Here is an 18545-nt window from a genome sequence, read left to right as displayed (position 1 = left end):
CCACTGCCTGGCGATTCCTTCATTGATTTTCTTTATTACAGACACCTGTTACACTTTCATTGTCGCTTTTTCCTTAAACACTATTTTCCACAGTAGTGGTGTCATGATAAGCAATAATGCTAAATATACATACACCCCAAAATCTAGCTGTGTTATAGCATAATGGATACCTGCAAAGATACCAGCAACAATCATGAGTAAAAACGTCTTCATCGAGCTCCCTCCTTGTTGCACACTTTCAAATGGCTTAGAGAAAGGGATACGTCCATCATTAACAACCTTATAGGCGATCAACGTATGCAAAACTGTCGACAAAAAGACGACGAGCAAATCTGGAATAATACGACTTGAAAACACAATCGTAAATATTATCGATAATGTCAAAAAAATTGGCAAATAGTACGTCATTAAAAATCCCTTTAAAGCAGCACTATAAAAAAGCGATTTATCTTCCATATCAGTTGTTTCGAATATCCATGCACCTTTGTATGAATTGGAAAACTGTAGCATGTAAACGACAATACCAATAATTATATTACTCCAATAGATATTAAGATAGGATTGACCTTGTACCAATTCTTCGTAGGTTCCGAAACTCAACTGATTAAAGAGAAATACAAATGGAAAAATAACCGCCAAGCCGAGGGTAGGATATACCTTTAGCTTTAAATCACGCTCTCTACTTAGCATCAACGTTGAAAAACGATAGAAGAAGCGCTCCTCTCGACTTCGACACACGAGCTTTTCCCAAAATGTACTTAATAATCTTTTTTTGCGTTTGTTTTTTGTTTCTTCCTCCAGCAGTTTTTGTAAATTCCGCTCAAAAGAAGGCATTAGACGGTAATACACATAAATAGATAGCACCGGAGCAGCTACTGCTAACAAAGAAAAGATAATAATCACACTCGTGTACTGTTGATTAAAAAGCAGTTCAAATGGAGCACCGAACCACATTGGCGGGATAAAAGCATGCCACCAGCTAAATTCATAAGTAAACGTTAAATCAACAACATCAAAAACTCTAGCTACGATTTGATAGCCAATGACAATACCTAATGACAACGCGATTTGAACATAGTTAATAATATCCTTTAATTTTTCACCACTAAAAAAGCGAAGAATAAAAATGTATGTGAGTGCAGTTAACGCTAAAATGAACAGAATAAGCAACATTACTTCTGCCAAAAAAAGAAGAAAATAAGCAATACCTTGCACGGCAATCATCACTGCGGATGGGATTAAAATAAATGCACCTGTAATCGTTGCTAAATAGATGGTAATATGAACAAGCTTTGCCGCACTAATCGTACGACTGCTTACAGGCTTTGTATGTAAAATTGTCTTATCTCGCACATCAAGTAGTACAGAGGAAAAATCAGAGATCATTGTCGTCATTAAAATAAACATCATAATCCCGAACATGATGCTTATTTGAAACATATAGTTTTCTCCCAAAAACAAAAATGGGACAAGTGCTAGCCCATAAAATACATAGATAAATAATGATTTAAGAAATTGGTTTCCTGCTTTCTTTGGTTTCCCCATGTTCTGACTTAAAATAGATGGAACTCGACGTTGATCCATTAGCAACTTCATCGCAACCATTTTTCGCATGAGCGGATAATCAATGTTTAGTGCTCGAAAGATTGGTTGGAAGAAATCAAGCAATTTAAGCGAACGAAAGTTATTCACCTTCATCACCATCCATCACAATGCGAACGACGTTGTCAGCTGTATGCGCATGCGCCTCAAAGCCAGTTAATCCTTTAAAAATACCTTCTAACGATCCTTGCTTACTTTCTGCTTTCAATTCCTCAAAGGATCCATCTGCAGCAATTTTCCCATCGACGAGAAGAACAATTCGATTGCTAATTTTCTCTACTACATCCATTATGTGCGAGGAATAAAAGATTGTTTTTCCTTTCGCTGCCAGCTTATCAAGTACATCTTTAATAACCATAACACTATTTGCATCTAAACCATTTAATGGTTCATCAAGAAAGATCAAGTCAGGATCGTGCAAAAGACTCGAAATGATTAACGTTTTTTGTTTCATCCCCTTGGAAAAAGAGGAAATTCTAGAATGAAATACGTCCTCCATTCCAAACGCTGTCATGAGCTCCTCTGCTTTTCTTTCTGCAACTGCCTGCTCTAACCCATAAAGCTCCCCTAAAAAAGTGAGATATTCACAGGCTGTTAAATTATCATATATCTCGGCATTTTCCGGCACATAACCAATTCTTCGTTTGTATGTATGTCCATCGGTTCTAATGTTTTGACCGAACAATTCGACGGTGCCATTGTAGCCTTCGATTAAACCGAGCATTATTTTTAAGGTCGTACTTTTCCCCGCTCCATTTGGACCAATATAACCGATAATTTGTCCTCGATAAACATCTAAGTCAATTCCTTTAAGCACCTGTTTTCCCGCAAAACTCATCATTAAGTTTTGTAAGGAAAGCACACATTCTCTCTCCTCTTTCATCCCTTCAACCCCTTTAAATCTCTGCTGTTCTTAACATATCAAGCGGTTTATGTGAATGCAAGAAGTATTTGTAAATTGATCTGTATTGAAGTCTATTATACGAAGTTCATTTTTTTACTCATACGGTTCTTTCAAAAACTTTAGGAAACGATAAACTAGCTTCTGATTTATTTATGGAAATATTCTTTTAAGGACATACTGCAAGATGTGAGGTGAACGCTTATGGTTAGACGTAGAAAAAAGGCAGAACTCAAATTATTAATAATAAGCATTGCCATTCTTTTCATAGCAACAATGGCTTATAATTTCTTGATGTGGCTCTCTTCATTGTCTTTGCTTACTTGGATTTCTATTGGAGTTTTGATAACTGGGCTAATTTGGTTAAAACAATATAGAAATAAACAAAGAAAAGTTAGAGAAATGGAAATGCAGCGACTTGAACTTCAACGACTTGGCACATTAAATCAATTGAAAAAGAGGACTTCCTTACAGTTTGAATACTACATAAGTGGTTTATTTCAACAGATGGGCTATGATGCACACGTCACAAAGCCAACCGGTGATGGTGGTAAAGATATATTAATCTATAAAGATAACTTCTTTGCGATTGCGGAGTGCAAGCGCCTTACCAAGTCAAAGGTTACTCGCCCGCAAATTCAGAAATTTCATAGTGCTATCATGGACTGCAAAGCTGAAAAGGGGTACTTCATAACAACTAGTGACTTTACAAATCAGGCGATTTCATATGTTATAGATAAGCCTATTTATTTAGTTAATGGCGAGAGATTAATTCATTTAATTGAAGAGATTACTTCTGGGGGGATAATAGATTACCAACTTGAAGATTTTTTAGGATTGTAACGAGGTAAATATAATACACCGAAAGCTTAAAAGAGCCCGCCCATCAGAAACCGATGTTCAGGCTCTATTTTCTTATCCCCTGCAGGTGTGACACCGCATCTTTTTTCGTCATATGCGTCCATTTTTCATTGTTAATTATGCTGCTGCACTTTTTTCGTTTCTTTTTCCTTCATTACAAATGACATCGGCTTATCTGCACCAGTAAATAGTTGGTATATATAAGAGGAGGTTAGCTGGTATCCTTCCTCTACCTTCTCCGCTAAATAGTTTGCTCGCTCGTATAAAATCGATCGCATTTGTTCTACCTGTCTTCCTACTTTTTGGAGCAATGCCAGCTGTTCATCCATTTCCGTTCTTATTACTTGCTGCTCTTTTTGCTGACCTGCCATTTGTTCAGCCATTGTCGTTTGCTGTGTTTGTATAGAATCGACCTTACGATCCAGTTGTATCGTTAGTTCTTCTACTGCGTTTAGTTTTTCCTTTGCTGCTCGATCATCACTCGTCAATTGCTTTAATCGAGCGACAATATCCTCTTCTGAAGCATGCATTTGTTGAAAATGATCTGCTAGGAGCTTTTCCGCATCGATAATTGTTTGAATATTTTCCTGCAGCCTTGCCATTTCATCTTCACCAGCTTGAACGATTCCTTGAAGTGCCGTTTGCTTTTCATCTAAAGCCTTAAGCTGCTGTACTGCCTTTGTTTCCATGTTTTCACGTTTCTCTTGTTTTTCAAGAAGCTGCTGCAACTTTTGAGTAATACTTTCCCACTGATTGGAAAAGGACTGCTCTTGCACTTTATACATTTCCTGAAGCATTGTAAACGATTGAGAAAACGACGCGTTTAGCCTTCTTTGTTCCCCAATCATGTCAGACATATAATCCGTTTTAAAATAGTCTTGATTGTTTGGTTTAATGGACGCTTCATTTTTAAACACACCTGGATGATCGTTGGCATTTATATATAAAGTCATGCTTTTCCACCTCTTTTTACATCGTTTCTATAGACTATGCAAACAACGTAAATATGGGCATTGCCAATCCACTATTCCTCAATTATTCTTCAGTCATTCACAATGTAACTAAAGAAATTACATCAACTGGGAAAGTATGCCGATATAAGGAACAAACCATTATTTTAAAGTGAGGTGTCATCATTGTTTTGTAGTAAATGTGGAAATCAAATGGAGAGAAATAACCAATATTGCCCAAAGTGCGGCAAGGCTAATTCGTTTATTAACGAGGGTACTGACGAACAGCTAAGTGCAACAACACATGAACAAACATATGAAGGTAATCCATCCTTAGAAGAGGAAATATACGATTATATTCAAGATGATAAAGGCTACTATGCGCGAAAGTGGGAAAAATCAGCAACTCGTAATGGTATCTCTTTTAATATTTTCGCGTTTTTATTCGGCCCATTCTGGCTCGGATACCGCAAAATGTATTTATTCGTGTTTCTCTTTTCCCTTGTGTGGTTGGTAATGGATCTTTTATTATACTTAAGTGGATATACATATAACTTAGCAAACCTACTAGCATTTGAAAATGATCCGGTCGACCAAGTAATTAGCGTTGTCACATTCGTGCTTATTGGCTTTTTCGGTAATAAGCTTTATAAAAAGCATGCCATACGACACGTAAAAAAAACGCGTGCCACAACTCCTAACTATGAGAATCGCTTAACCATTTATAAGAAAAAGGGTGGGGCCAGCTGGCTTGGTGTGCTTTTCTCATTCCTTATTCTCATTGGTGCATATGTTATACCGACCCAGTTCATTCCATTAAATGTTAGTCCTATCGATGAGGTTCAATATGCAGTATATGATGAAGAAGAAAATATTAATTTACATGATATGTTTGAAGTTGTTTTTGATAAAGGAGAATGGACCTTTATTCAAACAGTTGATAAAACAGACTATGTTGATTTCAACGGAGAACTAACAATCGACCAAGAAACGCATGAAGTTACTTTTCATTTTGCGAATAGTGACGATTATGAAGATATTGATATCCTTTCTGTTTCCGTTGATAACGAAGAGCTTGATGTATATGATTCCAGTGATTTTCTCGATTATATTTATGACTTATATCAAGAACAATAAACGAGCACACTTCTCCTAAACGGGGGAGGTGCTCGTTTTTTATTAACTTGGGCATCCTACATGATTTCCGTTGCATCAGACGGAAGTCTTCTTACCGTTTGTAAATACTTCATCATATTGCTATCATCCTTTTCTGGATAGCGGAAGGATAATTGGTCTGATAAGTCCTGTGCCAATGTACGAAAGAATTCACATGAAATAAAGATTGCTTCCCACATATCGTTATATTCAAATCCCGCATATGTTTTTTCATACATAGACCAATATTCCGTGGGCAAATAGGTTTTAAAATACTTTCCCATTTTTCCGACTGATATTTCAAAGTTATAGTTACTTCCAACCCACCAAGAAACCATTTCATCTAAGCGATGACGCACGACACATTCAAACATTTGCTTTGCATAAGGTAATTCATCCCGCCAGATTCCCTTTGCTACGTTTTGTAAACACCACCAAAAATCATTACAACAGCTACTATACATTGCTTCAGTCGGTCGTTGCACGAAGTAATCCTGATCAGTGGGAGCAGGAATATCTGGGAGTATATTGTCCTTATCGACTAATGGAACAGTAAGCATATCATTTCCATAGTTTCGAAGCATATGGTCTTCCGTTTCAATGTGAAGGTCAATTCGATTTCCATCTGTAAAAAGCATTAAATAACCATAGGTGGACAGGTTATTATTATCGTTCTTATGAAGCGCAGCATCGTTTTTATCAGGCTCTTGGAGCATTAGCAATTCTCCAAAGGCGTGAATCCATGCTTGATCTTGAATAAAAGATCTCGTTTCTGTCACTACGTACACGATATCGTAGTCTTGAAAAATATCCTTCGGCACATTCGGATTTGTTCGAGAACCATTCATATACACTGCTCGAATACGGTCATCGTCTTTCGCAATTCGAATAAGTAAGCCCATCATCTCTTGTTCTGTTCTCATAAATACCTCCCCTGTTTAGCATCGCATTATGTTCTTCTTTTATTGTAACAGTATATAAGATAAACGGATTATTTCATTCCCAACTATCCCTTTTTTACCAACGCTTAACAAGAAATTTTAATCGAAGAAATTGAAGTTGCAAAAAAAAGATTCCAATTCGTAAAATTTCTTGTATAATTATTCCGAAATGCATCACAACATATGACTAACAAGTAGACCGGGTTTAAATGAATAAAGAATACGGGAACAAGCTTCTATAAAGCTATTTTCCAGAAAGCCCGCAAGCTTTCATATAACATGTTCGCATTTTAAACAGAAAACAAAAGGGAGAGTGTAAATGAACAAGCCAATTCCAATGATTCAATTTACGAATGTTACGAAGAAATTTGGGGATGACCAACCTGTACTAGACAATGTTAGCTTTGAAATAGAGCGTGGAAAATTTTATACATTGCTCGGACCATCTGGTTGCGGTAAAACAACAATTCTCCGTTTAATCGCAGGATTTATTGAGGCAACCTCAGGTGACATTTATTTTAATGGGAAAAAATGCAACCATATTCCAGCCAACAAACGTCAGGTTAACACTGTTTTTCAGGATTATGCCCTATTTCCACACTTAAATGTTTTTGAAAATGTCGCTTTTGGTTTACGAATCAAAAAGCTTAAAAATAAAGTAATCGAAGAAAAAGTAAAGAAAGCACTTAGCTTTGTAAATCTAGCTGGTTATGAAAATCGGGAAATAAGTGAAATGTCTGGTGGACAACGTCAGCGTGTTGCAATCGCCCGTGCGATCGTTAATGAGCCAGAGGTTATTTTACTTGATGAACCATTATCAGCGCTTGACCTCAAATTGCGGACACAAATGCAGTACGAGCTGCGCCAGCTTCAGCGCCGACTAGGAATTACGTTTATTTTTGTCACACATGATCAAGAAGAAGCATTGGCAATGTCCGATGAAATTTTTGTTATTAACAAAGGAAAAATCCAACAAAGTGGTACGCCAATTGATATTTATGATGAACCTATTAATCGCTTTGTGGCGGACTTTATTGGTGAATCAAATATTGCGAAGGGAACGATGGTACGAGATTTCTTAGTTCAATTCGCAGGTCGCGAATTTGAATGTGTGGACCAAGGAATAAGTGCACAGGAGCCTGTCGAGATCGTTATCCGTCCTGAGGATCTGCAAATTACAGCGCCAGAACAAGGAAAGCTACAAATCACTGTCGATTCGCAGCTTTTCCGTGGTGTTCATTATGAAATCTTTGGCTCGGATGAAGCTGGGAATGAATGGCTCGTTCATTCTACAAAAAAAGCAAGCGTAGGTGATAAAATCGGCTTGTATTTTGATCCAGAAGCAATCCACGTAATGCGTCTTGGCGAAACAGAAGAGGAATTTGATCGACGATTAGAAGCCTACACGGAGGGAGAAGCGGATGGAAAATAAGCTGACTCGCAACCTGTATATGATTCCGTATACACTTTGGATCGTGTTATTCGTAATCGCGCCTATCATGCTTGTTTTATATTATTCCTTTTTTGATATTGAAGGAAATTTTTCACTAATTAATTATCAAAAGTTTTTTACACCCGTTTATTTAAAAATGACATTAAGCTCGTTTTGGTATGCTTTTTTAATTACGTTAATTTCCTTACTCTTTGCTTATCCAACTGCATATTTATTAACAAAAACAAAGCATAAGCAGCTTTGGCTTTTACTTATTATTGTGCCGTCATGGGTAAATCTTTTGTTAAAGGCATATGCATTCATTGGAATTTTCGGACAATACGGGATGGCAAATAGCCTCCTAGAAATGATCGGAATTGGCTCAAGGCAAATTTTGTTTACCGATTTTAGCTTTATATTTGTCGCAGTCTATATTTTTATTCCGTTTATGATTTTGCCGATATTCAATGCGCTTAACGAACTGAATCCTTCGCTTTTAGATGCTGCAAACGATTTAGGCGCATCCAAGTGGACCGCATTTCGGAGAGTTATTTTCCCATTAACTATTGATGGTGTTAAATCTGGCTGCCAAATCGTATTTATCCCTGCACTTTCCTTATTCATGCTTACAAGACTAATTGCCGGAAACCGTGTTATTACACTAGGAACCGCAATCGAACAGCATTTTCTTGTGACACAGGATTGGGGCATGGGGGCGACTATCGCTGTATTTCTCATTATCGCGATGTTTTTCATTATGTTCTTAACCCGCGATAGAAAGCGAGGGGTGTAACATGCATCATAAATCAACTCCTACTGCAAAAATATTTCTATTTATTATATTTGCGATTCTTTATACACCAATCTTCTTCCTTATCTTTTATTCGTTTAATAGCGGAGGAACGATGAGTCATTTTGAAGGATTCACCTTAGATTGGTATAAGGAGCTTTTTCATGATACACGTCTTTTCATCATTGTTTTAAACACACTCGTAATCGCTCTATTATCATCTTTAATCGCTACGATAATCGGTGTGTTTGGCGCCTTAAGTATTCACGCATATAAAAAACGAATGAAAAATACACTGCTTTCGTTAAATAATGTGCTCATCGTTAGTCCAGATGTTATTATTGGCGCATCATTTTTAATCTTATTTACTTTTGCTGGGATTAAGCTTGGTTTTTATTCTGTCCTGCTTTCCCATATCGCATTTAGTATCCCGATCGTTGTGCTACTCGTATTGCCAAAGCTAATGGAGATGAGTCCTTCTTTAGTTGATGCTGCAAAAGATCTTGGAGCAAGCAATTGGAATGTACTTACAAAGGTTGTCTTACCATATATTACGCCAGGGATATTCGCTGGATTCTTTATGGCATTGACGTATTCCTTAGACGATTTTGCAGTTACCTTCTTTGTCACAGGAAATGGATTTTCTACCTTGTCTGTAGAAATATACTCGCTTGCACGGCAAGGAATTTCATTAAATATTAATGCATTATCTGCTGTTTTATTTGTTGTCACGATACTACTCGTGATTGTCTATTATTTCATAACGCAACGTACGAATATGAAAGGAGTGGGGATTAGAAAATGAAAAAACTGCTGCAGCTTTTCATAGCAGGTATTATCCTGTCCGCAATCCTTTTATATGCGATACAAGCGATGAACGAATCACAAGGCTATAGTGGTGAGAATACACTCACCATTTATAACTGGGGAAACTATATTGATATGGATCTAATTAAACAATTTGAAAAAGAAACAGGGGTCAATGTTATTTACGAAACCTTCGATTCCAATGAAGCAATGCTAACAAAAATACAGCAAGGTGGAACTACCTATGATATCGCCGTTCCTTCCGAGTATATGATTGATAAAATGCGGGAAGAGGATCTCCTTATCCCACTAGATCACAGAAAGCTTCCAAACCTGAATAACATTGATGATCGTTTTATGGATTTGCCTTTTGATCCAGGCAATAAATATTCCATCCCCTATTTTTGGGGGACTGTAGGAATCGCTTTTAATCCAGAGCTATTGCCCAACAAAACATTCTCAAGCTGGAATGACTTATGGGATCCAGCATTAAAAAATGAAATTTTACTCGTTGATGGTGCACGTGAGGTCATAGGGATGGGGTTAAATAGTCTTGGCTACTCCTTAAACGATACGAATAAACAGCATTTACAGGAAGCTTCACAAAAGCTAGAGACGCTCACACCGAACATTAAAGCCATTGTTGGAGATGAAAATAAGTTACTCATGCAAAATAATGAAGCAGCAATTGCTGTGCTATGGTCTGGCGATGCAGCCGATATTATGTGGGAAAACGAAGCAATTGACTATGTAGTTCCAAAGGAAGGCTCCAATCTATGGTTTGATAATATGGTTATTCCAAAGACAGCTAAGAACATAGAGGCAGCTCATCAATTTATTAACTTTATGCTTGATCCTGAAATCGCTGCTCAAAACACGGAATATGTGGCATATTCAACACCTAACAAAGCAGCACTTTCCTATATGGATGAAGAAATGGTAAATGATGAACGCTTCTATCCTCCACCAGAGCTGACCGAAAAACTAGAAGTATATAAAAATTTAGGGCCAAAAATGCTTTCGTATTATAATGATCTCTTTTTGGAATTTAAAATGCATCCAAAATAAACAAGCCACGTCTGTTTCTTGATCAAGTTGAGGGGATTCTTGATCGTTTGAGGATGTTTCTTGATCGAGTTTGGGTGTTTCTTGATCGTGTTGGGTCCTTCTCGCTCGATTTTGGGGTATTCTCGCTCGAGTTGAGGGGATTCTTGATCGTTTGTCGCACTTTCTCGATCGTTTGAGGCGGTTTCTCGATCGAATTTGGGGTGTTCTCGATCGTTTGCGGCGGTTCCTCGATCGTTTGGGGGCTTTCTCGATCGTTTGAGGCGGTTTCTTGATCGAGTTTGGGTGTTTCTTGATCGTGTTGGGTCCTTCTCGCTCGATTTTGGGGTATTCTCGCTCGAGTTGCCCCGATTCTTGATCGTTTGTCGCACTTTCTTGATCGTTTGGGGCTTTCTCGATCGATTGTGGTGAATGCGAACCCATTTTCAAGCTGCGGTGGTATGATGTGTATTTTAAAACAAATTCTACTGTTTTGTCCTAACTCCTTTCTGATTTCGAACCATTATTCAGAAACAACAATACTCAGGATTGACAATCCATGATCAATAAAGGAAAATTGGAATAATATATTTCGTTAGTCTCAACGTAAAGAAGGGAGTATTTATCTTGAATCAGCGTGAACAATTCACAACAAGACTTGGTTTTATTTTAGCTGCTGCTGGATCAGCTATTGGATTAGGTGCCATTTGGAAATTTCCTTATATTACAGGGCAAAACGGTGGGGGAGCGTTCCTCCTCATTTTTATTTTATTTACATTATTACTCGGCCTTCCATTATTAATTGCAGAATTCACCATCGGAAGAACTGGGCAGCAGGATGCTGTTCGTTCGTTTAAAAAGATTGCACCTGGTACACCATGGTTTTGGATCGGTATATTAGGGATGGTAACATGCTTTATTCTTCTATCCTTTTACAGTGTTATTGGAGGATGGGTCGTAGGCTATCTTGGAATGGTATTCTCAGGTGACTTAAGTTCATTAGATACGAGCGGATATGCTGCACTGTTTGGTGAAAAAATTGCTAACCCAGCGTTCAGTTTAACCGTGCAATTTATTTTTATGGTAGTGACGATTCTTGTAGTTGCTAAAGGCGTGCAAAAAGGAATTGAACGAACAAGTACTATTATGATGCCGGCATTATCTATTTTATTTATTATCTTAGTTGTTCGTGCAGTTACCTTAGAAAACGCAGGTCTAGGAATGAACTTTCTATTCTTCCCTGATTTCTCAAAGGTTACTTCAGAAACGATTTTAGAAGCAATGGGCCAATCGTTTTTCACATTAAGTATTGGTGTTTCTGTTATGGTTACATACAGCTCTTATTTACCAAAAGATCAAAGTTTACCGCGATCAGCACTTTCCATTGTAGCAATGAATATTGCGATTGTACTTTTAGCAGGTCTTGCTATTTTCCCAGCTGTTTTTTCTTTTGGACTTGAGCCTGACGCTGGACCTGTTTTATTATTTCACGTATTACCAACTATTTTTAGTCAACTACCATTTGGGATGTTTTTCTTTGCTGCATTTTTAATCGTCTTTCTTTTTGCCGCGCTAACCTCTGCGTTTTCGATGCTGGAAATTATTGTTGCGGTCATCTCAAAAGGGGACATTCAAAAACGAAAGAAGTGGGCATGGATAATTGGTTTACTTATTTTTATCGTAGGTATCCCTTCTGCACTTTCTTTTGGTGTTTGGAGTGACATCTCGCTGTTTAATAAATCCATTTTTGATTTTGCTGATTACTTAGTCAGTAACATTTTAATGCCGATTGGCGCTTTACTGATGGCCCTTTTTGTTTCTATGAAAATGAAGAAATCTGCCTTATATGAAGAGTTAAAGCAAGGCAGTAGAATTAGCTACGGATTGTTTCGTACGTGGTTTTTCCTCATTCGCTATGTCGCACCAGTGTTAATTATTGTCGTCATGCTTGATGTACTTCAAATTTGGTAACCTTTCATACGAATATTTGATACTAGGCCCTTTTTAAAAGGGTCTTTTATTATGCCCTTGTTACAGAGGAAAAAGCTTAATGAAAGGCAAATTTACAAAACCTTTACACTACCCTCATACTCGCTTAATAAACACCTCCTATACTAGAAATTGAGAAGGGAAACCTTCAAAACTAGTTTTACCTATAAAAAGGGAGGACAATTCGAATGCAGTTAAAAAAATATTTCATGTTTCTTGTTATTGCTATTTTTGCGGTTACATTAGTAGCTTGCCAGGAGACAGACGCAGAGAAAGAAGCAAAAGAAGATAAAGGAAATACAGAAGGAACAGCAGAGCTAGAAGGAAGTGTCGTAATCGACGGTTCGGGGACAGTTTATCCTTTAATGGCTCGTATAGCTGAAGAATATATGACAACAGAGCAAGAAAACGTTTCTGTTGAAGTAAGCCGTGCTGGTACAAGTGCAGGATTCAAAAAATTCCTAGTAGAAGACGGCACAGACTTTAACGATGCTTCTCGCCAAATAAAAGAGGAAGAAGCAGCAAAAGCAAAAGAACTTGGCATCGATGTGAAAGAGCTGAAGGTTGCGTTAGACGGACTTACATTTGTTATTAATAAAGACAATGATTGGGCAAAAGAATTGAAAGCAGAAGATGTAAAAAAAATCTTCTTAGCAGATGGTAATGTGACAAAATGGTCTGATATTAATCCCGAATGGCCAGCTGAAAAAATAAATACGTATGGTCCAAACGAAAACCATGGAACATATGAATTCTTCTATGAAAATATTTTAGAAGAAAAGGATCTTGTAAGTGATGTGAATTTACAGCAAGAGTATTCTACACTTGTAAAGCTTGTTTCGGAAGATAAAAACGGCATTGCATTTTTCGGGTTTGGTTACTACGTAAACAACCAAGACAATTTGCAAGCTGTGCATGTGGACTTCGGAAACGGCGCGGTGGAGCCATCGTTAGATACCATTGCTGAGGATGGAGCATATGCAGATTTTACACGACCTGTCTTCACTTACTTGAACGTAAATCAAGCAAAAGAAAAAGCGCAGGTAAAGGATTACGCCCTGTTTGTAATGAACAACATTAACAAGTTCGCAGGGGAAACTGGCTTTGCACCAATTCCGGAAACAGAGGTACAGGAAAACATTGATTTTCTGAAAGGACTATAAAACGAGCAGCCTGACAATCAAATGCATTTATAAGATGAGGACTTCATAGTTCTCATCTTATTGCGCCTTTATAATGCGCGATTTAAGAATCGGTTTAACTCCCATTTAAATAGAGAACAACTGCATGATGATTGAATTTGACAAAGAAAGGAATTAAAATCTGATGTTTCTAAAAAGTGGGCTTCCATCAAAGCATCCTATCAATGTCAGAGAAATGATCGAAGAAAATAAGCATACCAAAAAAACAAAGCAATCTTTTGAAAAAGCAATTCCAGTTATATTATTTCTCGTAGCAGGCATTTCCATCCTGACTACAATTGGCATTATCTATATCCTATTAACACAAAGCCTTTCCTTTTTTAAAGATGTATCGATGATAGAATTTTTTACTGGAACCGTTTTAAAACCGTTAAGTCAAAACCCTGAATTCGGTGTATTACCTCTTATTACAGGTACAGTCATATCATCTTTGATTGCAATGCTTGTCGCTGCCCCAATTGGGTTAATGTCTGCAATCTATTTGAGTGAATTTGCATCAGAAAAAGTTCGCAAAGTACTAAAGCCAATGCTAGAGGTGTTAGCGGGCATTCCAACAATTGTATATGGTTTTTTTGCCTTTACATTTGTCACCCCTCTATTGCGACAAATGATTCCTGGCTTAGAAGCAACGAACATCCTTAGTCCAGGTATTGTAATGGGAATTATGATTATCCCAATGATTGCTTCGCTATCAGAGGATGCAATGAATGCTGTTCCTAACGCCATGCGTGAAGGTGCACTTGCTTTAGGATCAACAAAGCTGGAGGTTGCCTTAAAAGTAGTTGTTCCTGCTGCTTTTTCAGGAATAGTCGCCTCTTTCGTGCTTGGTATATCGAGAGCAATCGGTGAAACGATGATTGTTACGATCGCTAGTGGAAGCTCAAAAAACTTCACATTTGACATTACACAATCAATGCAAACAATGACTGCATATATTGTCGAGGTTACTGGCGGAGATGCACCGGCAGGATCGACTATTTATTACAGCTTGTATGCTGTTGCGATGACGCTATTTGTTTTCACCCTTGGGATGAACTTATTTGCTCGCTATGTCTCACGGAAGTTTAGGGAGGAATATTGATATGAAGCATATGGATAGTGCAACTGTTCAAAAAAGAATGCAATTACGTGTCACCATGAATACGGTCGCCAAAGGACTCTTTTTTCTCTCTAGCCTATTCGGTATTATCGTGCTTAGCATTTTAATTATTCGCGTTTTCTCAGAGGGAATTAGCTGGATTAATCTTGATTTTCTGTCTGGGAAACTATCAACACAGCCAGAACGAGCAGGAATTATGGGTGCCATCCTTGGTACCTTATGGCTCATGGTCGTCGTTGCCCCTGTAACAATGTTCTTAGGAGTGGGAACTGCCATTTACTTGGAGCTTTATGCAAAAAAAGGGAAGCTGCAATCCTTTATTCAAACTAATATTGCGAATTTAGCTGGGGTTCCGTCCATTGTGTATGGAATTCTAGGTATGACCGTGTTTGTTCGTGCACTTGATTTTGGCAATATCGTGCTTGCTGGCGGATTAACGATGTCCCTGCTTATTCTTCCAATCGTAATTGTAGCCAGTCAAGAAGCTATTCGGGCTGTTCCAGGCTATTTGAGTGAGGCATCCCTTGGAATGGGAGCAACGAAGTGGCAAACAATTAAAAACATCATCCTGCCTGCCTCATTACCAGGCATTTTAACCGGAGCGATTCTCTCACTTTCAAGAGCAATTGGTGAAACAGCGCCATTAGTAGTTATCGGTATTCCTGCTTTACTAATCCCTTTTCCGGGCAGTATTTTCGATAAATTTACGGTACTACCGATGCAAATTTATTACTGGACATTAGATTCATCACTCGTTACCGAATATGCTTATTTAGCTGCTGCAACGATTGTCGTGTTACTTATGGTGCTACTCCTATTAAATGCAACAGCAATTGTAATTCGCAACAAATTCCAAAGACGTTATTAATAGCTTTGCAAGCGATGTGCACCGCTTGTTCTTAAATTCTTAAAGGAGTGTGAAATAAATGAGTGCTTTAACCATTGTGAATAACGAAAAGGTCAAACCGATGCAAAATAAAACAAGTATTTTAACAGATTCAGTAGTAGAAAAAGAAGTTGTATTTGAAACAAAAGATTTAAACCTTTGGTATGGTGAGGTTCACGCATTAAAAAATATCAATTTAACGATTCATGAAAAGGAAGTAACTGCAATCATCGGTCCATCTGGATGCGGAAAATCAACCTATCTTAAAACATTAAACCGAATGGTTGAGCTTGTACCAGGAGTTCGTACGAGTGGAACGATTAATTATAATGGTAAAAGTATTTTGGATAAATCCATGCAGGTGGAAGAGTTACGGACACGAGTTGGTATGGTGTTTCAAAAACCAAATCCATTCCCAAAATCAATTTATGAAAATGTTGCATATGGTCCTAAAATCCATGGTATTCGAAATAAATTGGTGCTTGACGAAATTGTAGAGAAAAGCTTACGTGGAGCTTATATATGGGATGAAGTAAAGGATCGATTACACGAAAATGCTTATAGCCTTTCAGGTGGTCAGCAGCAACGCCTCTGTATTGCACGTTGTCTAGCGATAGAGCCAGATGTTATTTTGATGGATGAGCCGACATCAGCTCTTGATCCTAAATCGACATTAAAGGTAGAAGAATTAATTCGCGAGCTAAAGGATGATTATGCAATTGTTATCGTAACGCACAATATGCAGCAGGCAGCGCGAATTTCAGATCAAACTGCATTTTTTCTTGATGGTGAAGTCGTAGAATTTGATAAGACGAATGTTATCTTTAATGATCCTTCTGACCGCAGAACAGAGGACTATATTAATGGACGCTTCGGCTAATATTCAGCGTCTCAATATGCGTAAAGACTGGTTCGTTTGGAGGTTAAAACCTTTCCAATGAACATAACCAGTCTTTTTTATTTTGGCTCTAACGATACTTCGACCCCATTATAACTTCTATATGACTTTTATAACTAAAAAAGAAAAATGGTAAAAACACCAGCACTACACTTTTGAATTATTGACAACGTGTTTGATTGATATAATCTATCTAAGATAGTTAATAGTGAACTTATTTTTAAAAATTTAAAGCCAAATCAATACATTGTTCGTCTAATAAATGAAAGTAATTAAGGAGGTGGCTACTGTTTGTTAAATTTAGTAAGGAAGGCACAAAAAGGGAATGATAAGGCGTTTTTGTCTTTATTTCAGGAATATGAACAAGATATATATCGAATAGCTTTTGTATATGTGAAAAATCAAAGTGATGCACTCGATGTGGTTCAAGAAACAGCATATCGTTCATTTAAAACCATCAAATATCTAAAAGAGCCAAAATACTTTAAAACGTGGTTACTAAGAATAGCAATAAACTGCTCATTCGATTTACTTCGAAAGCAGAAGAAAGTAGTTCAATTAAAGCCAGAGTTCGAGAGAAATTTATCAGGAGATATCAATGAAAATACTGATTTAAAAGTGACAGTCCAAGACTTAATTGAAGGATTAAATGAAGAAGAAAAAAGTGTTGTTATATTAAGATTTTACGAAGGTTTAACTTTCAAAGAGATTTCAGAAACACTTACTATTCCTTTAGGTACGGCAAAAACAATTTTATATCGAGCTTTAGACAAGCTCCGTACTAAATTGAAAGGAGATGGTTTCTATGAGTAATAATATTAAACAAGAAATGAATAAAATTGAAATCCCAAAAGAACTGCGTGAAAAGACTAAACTGGGCGTTTCTCAAGCAAAACAAGAAATGAAAAATACTAAGAAAAAATATAATGTAAAAGTAATTGGTATTGCTGCCGCTTTACTAATATCTATCGGAGCCTTCGCTTTGTTTAATAACGGATTAAATGATACAGCAAATCATCCAGCTACACCATTTATTACTGATGATGGTGGAGTGAACATCCCGGAGATTCAATTATCAGAGGGAAATATGAATGCTGACATGATTGGCTTAATTGTATATAACGGTAAAATTTATACACAAACAAGGTCAGAGATAGACGCCAAAGCTGCAAAGGATATTTTAGGTGAAAAGCTCGGAACTACAAAAGGAACAATAGATGAATGGAGCAAAAAAGAAGCCTATGATGAAGAGTTTGCATCGACAGTGGGAAAGACAGATGTATACGCTGTTAAGGGTTACGATAAAAACTTTAGAATAATGACATATCAAGAGCAAAACGGAAAGATTTATGTCGAGTTTTTTGAGAATCTCAATGGAATTAAAATAAATAGTGGCCAAGATATTTTCGGTAAATTAAATATGGTTGGAAATATATCTTCTGCACAATATAGAACATTTAGTGATTGGGATAACAGTATTGATAATTATCAATCTATTACAGATATGGAAACAATAAATACCTTTGTTACAGAACTAAACAAGGCGAAACCTTTCCCGCGCACTCAAAACTCAGACCCAATAAGTAATTCACGGACCGACGAACAGTATAGAGAATTAAGTATTCATTTAGAAGACGGTACTACGGTTAGACTTACTCTATTAAAAGAGGGGTATATCTATTATGGATTCATGGGTGCATACTTTGAAATAAATAAAAATGTATTTTCAAAATTATGGAGTAACCTTGAATAAAATCCACAGCAATACCATTACAAAACGCTCAGATACTATATTCTGAGCGTTTACCTTAGAGCCGATAGAATGAATCAATATCTAACTTTTTACAAGATAAAAATAACAAAAAAGGCAGATTATCGTTTTTGATATGATGTGAACCCCTAGAGTTAGACCAAAAAATCTAACTCTAGGGGGGTTTTAGTATGGCAAAGTATGACTTGGCTTTTAAGCTAGCGGTGGTACAAGCTTA

The 18545-nt window shown here is 37.2% G+C and carries 17 protein-coding genes; 13 read left to right on the top strand and 4 right to left on the bottom strand.

Annotated elements, in window-relative coordinates; translation table 11 throughout:
* Positions 1 to 48 precede the first annotated feature (48 nt).
* Entirely contained in the window at positions 49 to 1692 is a 1644-nt protein-coding gene (locus SPK86_RS07985; protein ID WP_330949051.1) for a hypothetical protein, read from the bottom strand.
* Positions 1685 to 2485, bottom strand: coding sequence for an ABC transporter ATP-binding protein (locus SPK86_RS07980; RefSeq protein ID WP_330949050.1), 801 nt, complete (start codon positions 2483 to 2485; stop codon positions 1685 to 1687). The genes SPK86_RS07985 and SPK86_RS07980 overlap by 8 nt, the downstream gene beginning before the upstream one ends.
* A gap of 222 nt (positions 2486 to 2707) precedes the next feature.
* Here SPK86_RS07980 and SPK86_RS07975 point away from each other — a divergent pair, with 222 nt between their 5' ends.
* A complete protein-coding gene (locus SPK86_RS07975) occupies positions 2708 to 3346 on the top strand; it encodes a restriction endonuclease (RefSeq protein WP_330949049.1) in 639 nt (212 codons plus the stop codon).
* Between the two features lie 131 nt (positions 3347 to 3477).
* On the opposite strand, the gene SPK86_RS07970 is transcribed toward SPK86_RS07975, so the two are convergent.
* Positions 3478 to 4317, bottom strand: coding sequence for a hypothetical protein (locus SPK86_RS07970; protein ID WP_330949048.1), 840 nt, complete (start codon positions 4315 to 4317; stop codon positions 3478 to 3480).
* 174 nt (positions 4318 to 4491) lie between these two features.
* Here SPK86_RS07970 and SPK86_RS07965 point away from each other — a divergent pair, with 174 nt between their 5' ends.
* Entirely contained in the window at positions 4492 to 5451 is a 960-nt protein-coding gene (locus tag SPK86_RS07965) for a DUF2628 domain-containing protein (RefSeq protein WP_443089766.1), read from the top strand.
* A 56-nt stretch (positions 5452 to 5507) separates the two neighbouring features.
* Here SPK86_RS07965 and SPK86_RS07960 read toward each other — a convergent pair whose 3' ends face one another.
* On the bottom strand, positions 5508 to 6392 hold the full coding sequence (locus tag SPK86_RS07960) for an aminoglycoside 6-adenylyltransferase (RefSeq protein WP_330949046.1): 885 nt from the start codon (positions 6390 to 6392) through the stop codon (positions 5508 to 5510).
* 337 nt (positions 6393 to 6729) lie between these two features.
* On the opposite strand from SPK86_RS07960, the gene SPK86_RS07955 reads away from it, so the two are divergent.
* From SPK86_RS07955 to SPK86_RS07905, 11 genes are all read left to right on the top strand, one after another.
* Positions 6730 to 7842 (top strand): ABC transporter ATP-binding protein, encoded by a 1113-nt coding sequence (locus SPK86_RS07955; RefSeq protein WP_330949045.1) that lies wholly within the window; start codon positions 6730 to 6732, stop codon positions 7840 to 7842.
* The gene (locus SPK86_RS07950) at positions 7832 to 8635 is read left to right on the top strand and encodes an ABC transporter permease (protein ID WP_330949044.1); all 804 of its coding nucleotides are present in this window, start codon (positions 7832 to 7834) and stop codon (positions 8633 to 8635) included. Before SPK86_RS07955 ends, SPK86_RS07950 begins: the two co-directional genes overlap by 11 nt.
* A gap of 1 nt (position 8636) precedes the next feature.
* Positions 8637 to 9437 carry an ABC transporter permease gene (locus SPK86_RS07945; RefSeq protein ID WP_284140587.1) on the top strand — a complete coding sequence of 267 codons (801 nt, stop codon included), beginning with the start codon at positions 8637 to 8639 and terminating at the stop codon, positions 9435 to 9437.
* Positions 9434 to 10507, top strand: a complete 1074-nt coding sequence (locus SPK86_RS07940; protein ID WP_330949043.1) for an ABC transporter substrate-binding protein — start codon at positions 9434 to 9436, stop codon at positions 10505 to 10507. The genes SPK86_RS07945 and SPK86_RS07940 overlap by 4 nt, the downstream gene beginning before the upstream one ends.
* A 603-nt stretch (positions 10508 to 11110) precedes the next feature.
* Positions 11111 to 12454, top strand: coding sequence for a sodium-dependent transporter (locus SPK86_RS07935; protein ID WP_330949042.1), 1344 nt, complete (start codon positions 11111 to 11113; stop codon positions 12452 to 12454).
* 206 nt (positions 12455 to 12660) lie between these two features.
* Positions 12661 to 13635, top strand: coding sequence for a PstS family phosphate ABC transporter substrate-binding protein (locus SPK86_RS07930; protein ID WP_284140584.1), 975 nt, complete (start codon positions 12661 to 12663; stop codon positions 13633 to 13635).
* Positions 13636 to 13798: 163 nt separating this feature from the next.
* Positions 13799 to 14755 carry a phosphate ABC transporter permease subunit PstC gene (gene pstC / locus SPK86_RS07925; RefSeq protein WP_284140583.1) on the top strand — a complete coding sequence of 319 codons (957 nt, stop codon included), beginning with the start codon at positions 13799 to 13801 and terminating at the stop codon, positions 14753 to 14755.
* A 1-nt stretch (position 14756) separates the two neighbouring features.
* Positions 14757 to 15641 carry a phosphate ABC transporter permease PstA gene (gene pstA / locus SPK86_RS07920; RefSeq protein ID WP_330949041.1) on the top strand — a complete coding sequence of 295 codons (885 nt, stop codon included), beginning with the start codon at positions 14757 to 14759 and terminating at the stop codon, positions 15639 to 15641.
* Positions 15642 to 15741: 100 nt separating this feature from the next.
* Complete coding sequence (gene pstB, locus SPK86_RS07915) at positions 15742 to 16539, top strand: phosphate ABC transporter ATP-binding protein PstB (RefSeq protein WP_330949139.1); 798 nt, start codon at positions 15742 to 15744, stop codon at positions 16537 to 16539.
* Between the two features lie 309 nt (positions 16540 to 16848).
* Complete coding sequence (locus SPK86_RS07910) at positions 16849 to 17370, top strand: sigma-70 family RNA polymerase sigma factor (protein ID WP_330949040.1); 522 nt, start codon at positions 16849 to 16851, stop codon at positions 17368 to 17370.
* A complete protein-coding gene (locus SPK86_RS07905) occupies positions 17363 to 18310 on the top strand; it encodes a hypothetical protein (protein WP_330949039.1) in 948 nt (315 codons plus the stop codon). Before SPK86_RS07910 ends, SPK86_RS07905 begins: the two co-directional genes overlap by 8 nt.
* The last annotated feature ends 235 nt before the right edge of the window (positions 18311 to 18545 follow it).

It is taken from the genome of Virgibacillus sp. MG-45 (assembly GCF_036409425.1).
In the GTDB taxonomy this organism is placed as follows: domain Bacteria; phylum Bacillota; class Bacilli; order Bacillales; family Amphibacillaceae; genus LDC-1.
This window is presented reverse-complemented; position numbering and strand designations above follow the sequence as displayed.

Coding starts and splice junctions, on each gene's coding strand:
- SPK86_RS07930 (WP_284140584.1), top strand. CDS start 12,661: ATGCAGTTAAAAAAATATTTCATGTTTCTTGTTATTGCTATTTTTGCG.
- SPK86_RS07970 (WP_330949048.1), bottom strand. CDS start 4,317: ATGACTTTATATATAAATGCCAACGATCATCCAGGTGTGTTTAAAAAT.
- SPK86_RS07940 (WP_330949043.1), top strand. CDS start 9,434: ATGAAAAAACTGCTGCAGCTTTTCATAGCAGGTATTATCCTGTCCGCA.
- SPK86_RS07950 (WP_330949044.1), top strand. CDS start 7,832: ATGGAAAATAAGCTGACTCGCAACCTGTATATGATTCCGTATACACTT.
- pstA (WP_330949041.1), top strand. CDS start 14,757: ATGAAGCATATGGATAGTGCAACTGTTCAAAAAAGAATGCAATTACGT.
- SPK86_RS07905 (WP_330949039.1), top strand. CDS start 17,363: ATGAGTAATAATATTAAACAAGAAATGAATAAAATTGAAATCCCAAAA.
- SPK86_RS07945 (WP_284140587.1), top strand. CDS start 8,637: ATGCATCATAAATCAACTCCTACTGCAAAAATATTTCTATTTATTATA.
- SPK86_RS07975 (WP_330949049.1), top strand. CDS start 2,708: ATGGTTAGACGTAGAAAAAAGGCAGAACTCAAATTATTAATAATAAGC.
- SPK86_RS07960 (WP_330949046.1), bottom strand. CDS start 6,392: ATGAGAACAGAACAAGAGATGATGGGCTTACTTATTCGAATTGCGAAA.
- SPK86_RS07980 (WP_330949050.1), bottom strand. CDS start 2,485: ATGAAAGAGGAGAGAGAATGTGTGCTTTCCTTACAAAACTTAATGATG.
- pstB (WP_330949139.1), top strand. CDS start 15,742: ATGCAAAATAAAACAAGTATTTTAACAGATTCAGTAGTAGAAAAAGAA.
- pstC (WP_284140583.1), top strand. CDS start 13,799: ATGTTTCTAAAAAGTGGGCTTCCATCAAAGCATCCTATCAATGTCAGA.
- SPK86_RS07955 (WP_330949045.1), top strand. CDS start 6,730: ATGAACAAGCCAATTCCAATGATTCAATTTACGAATGTTACGAAGAAA.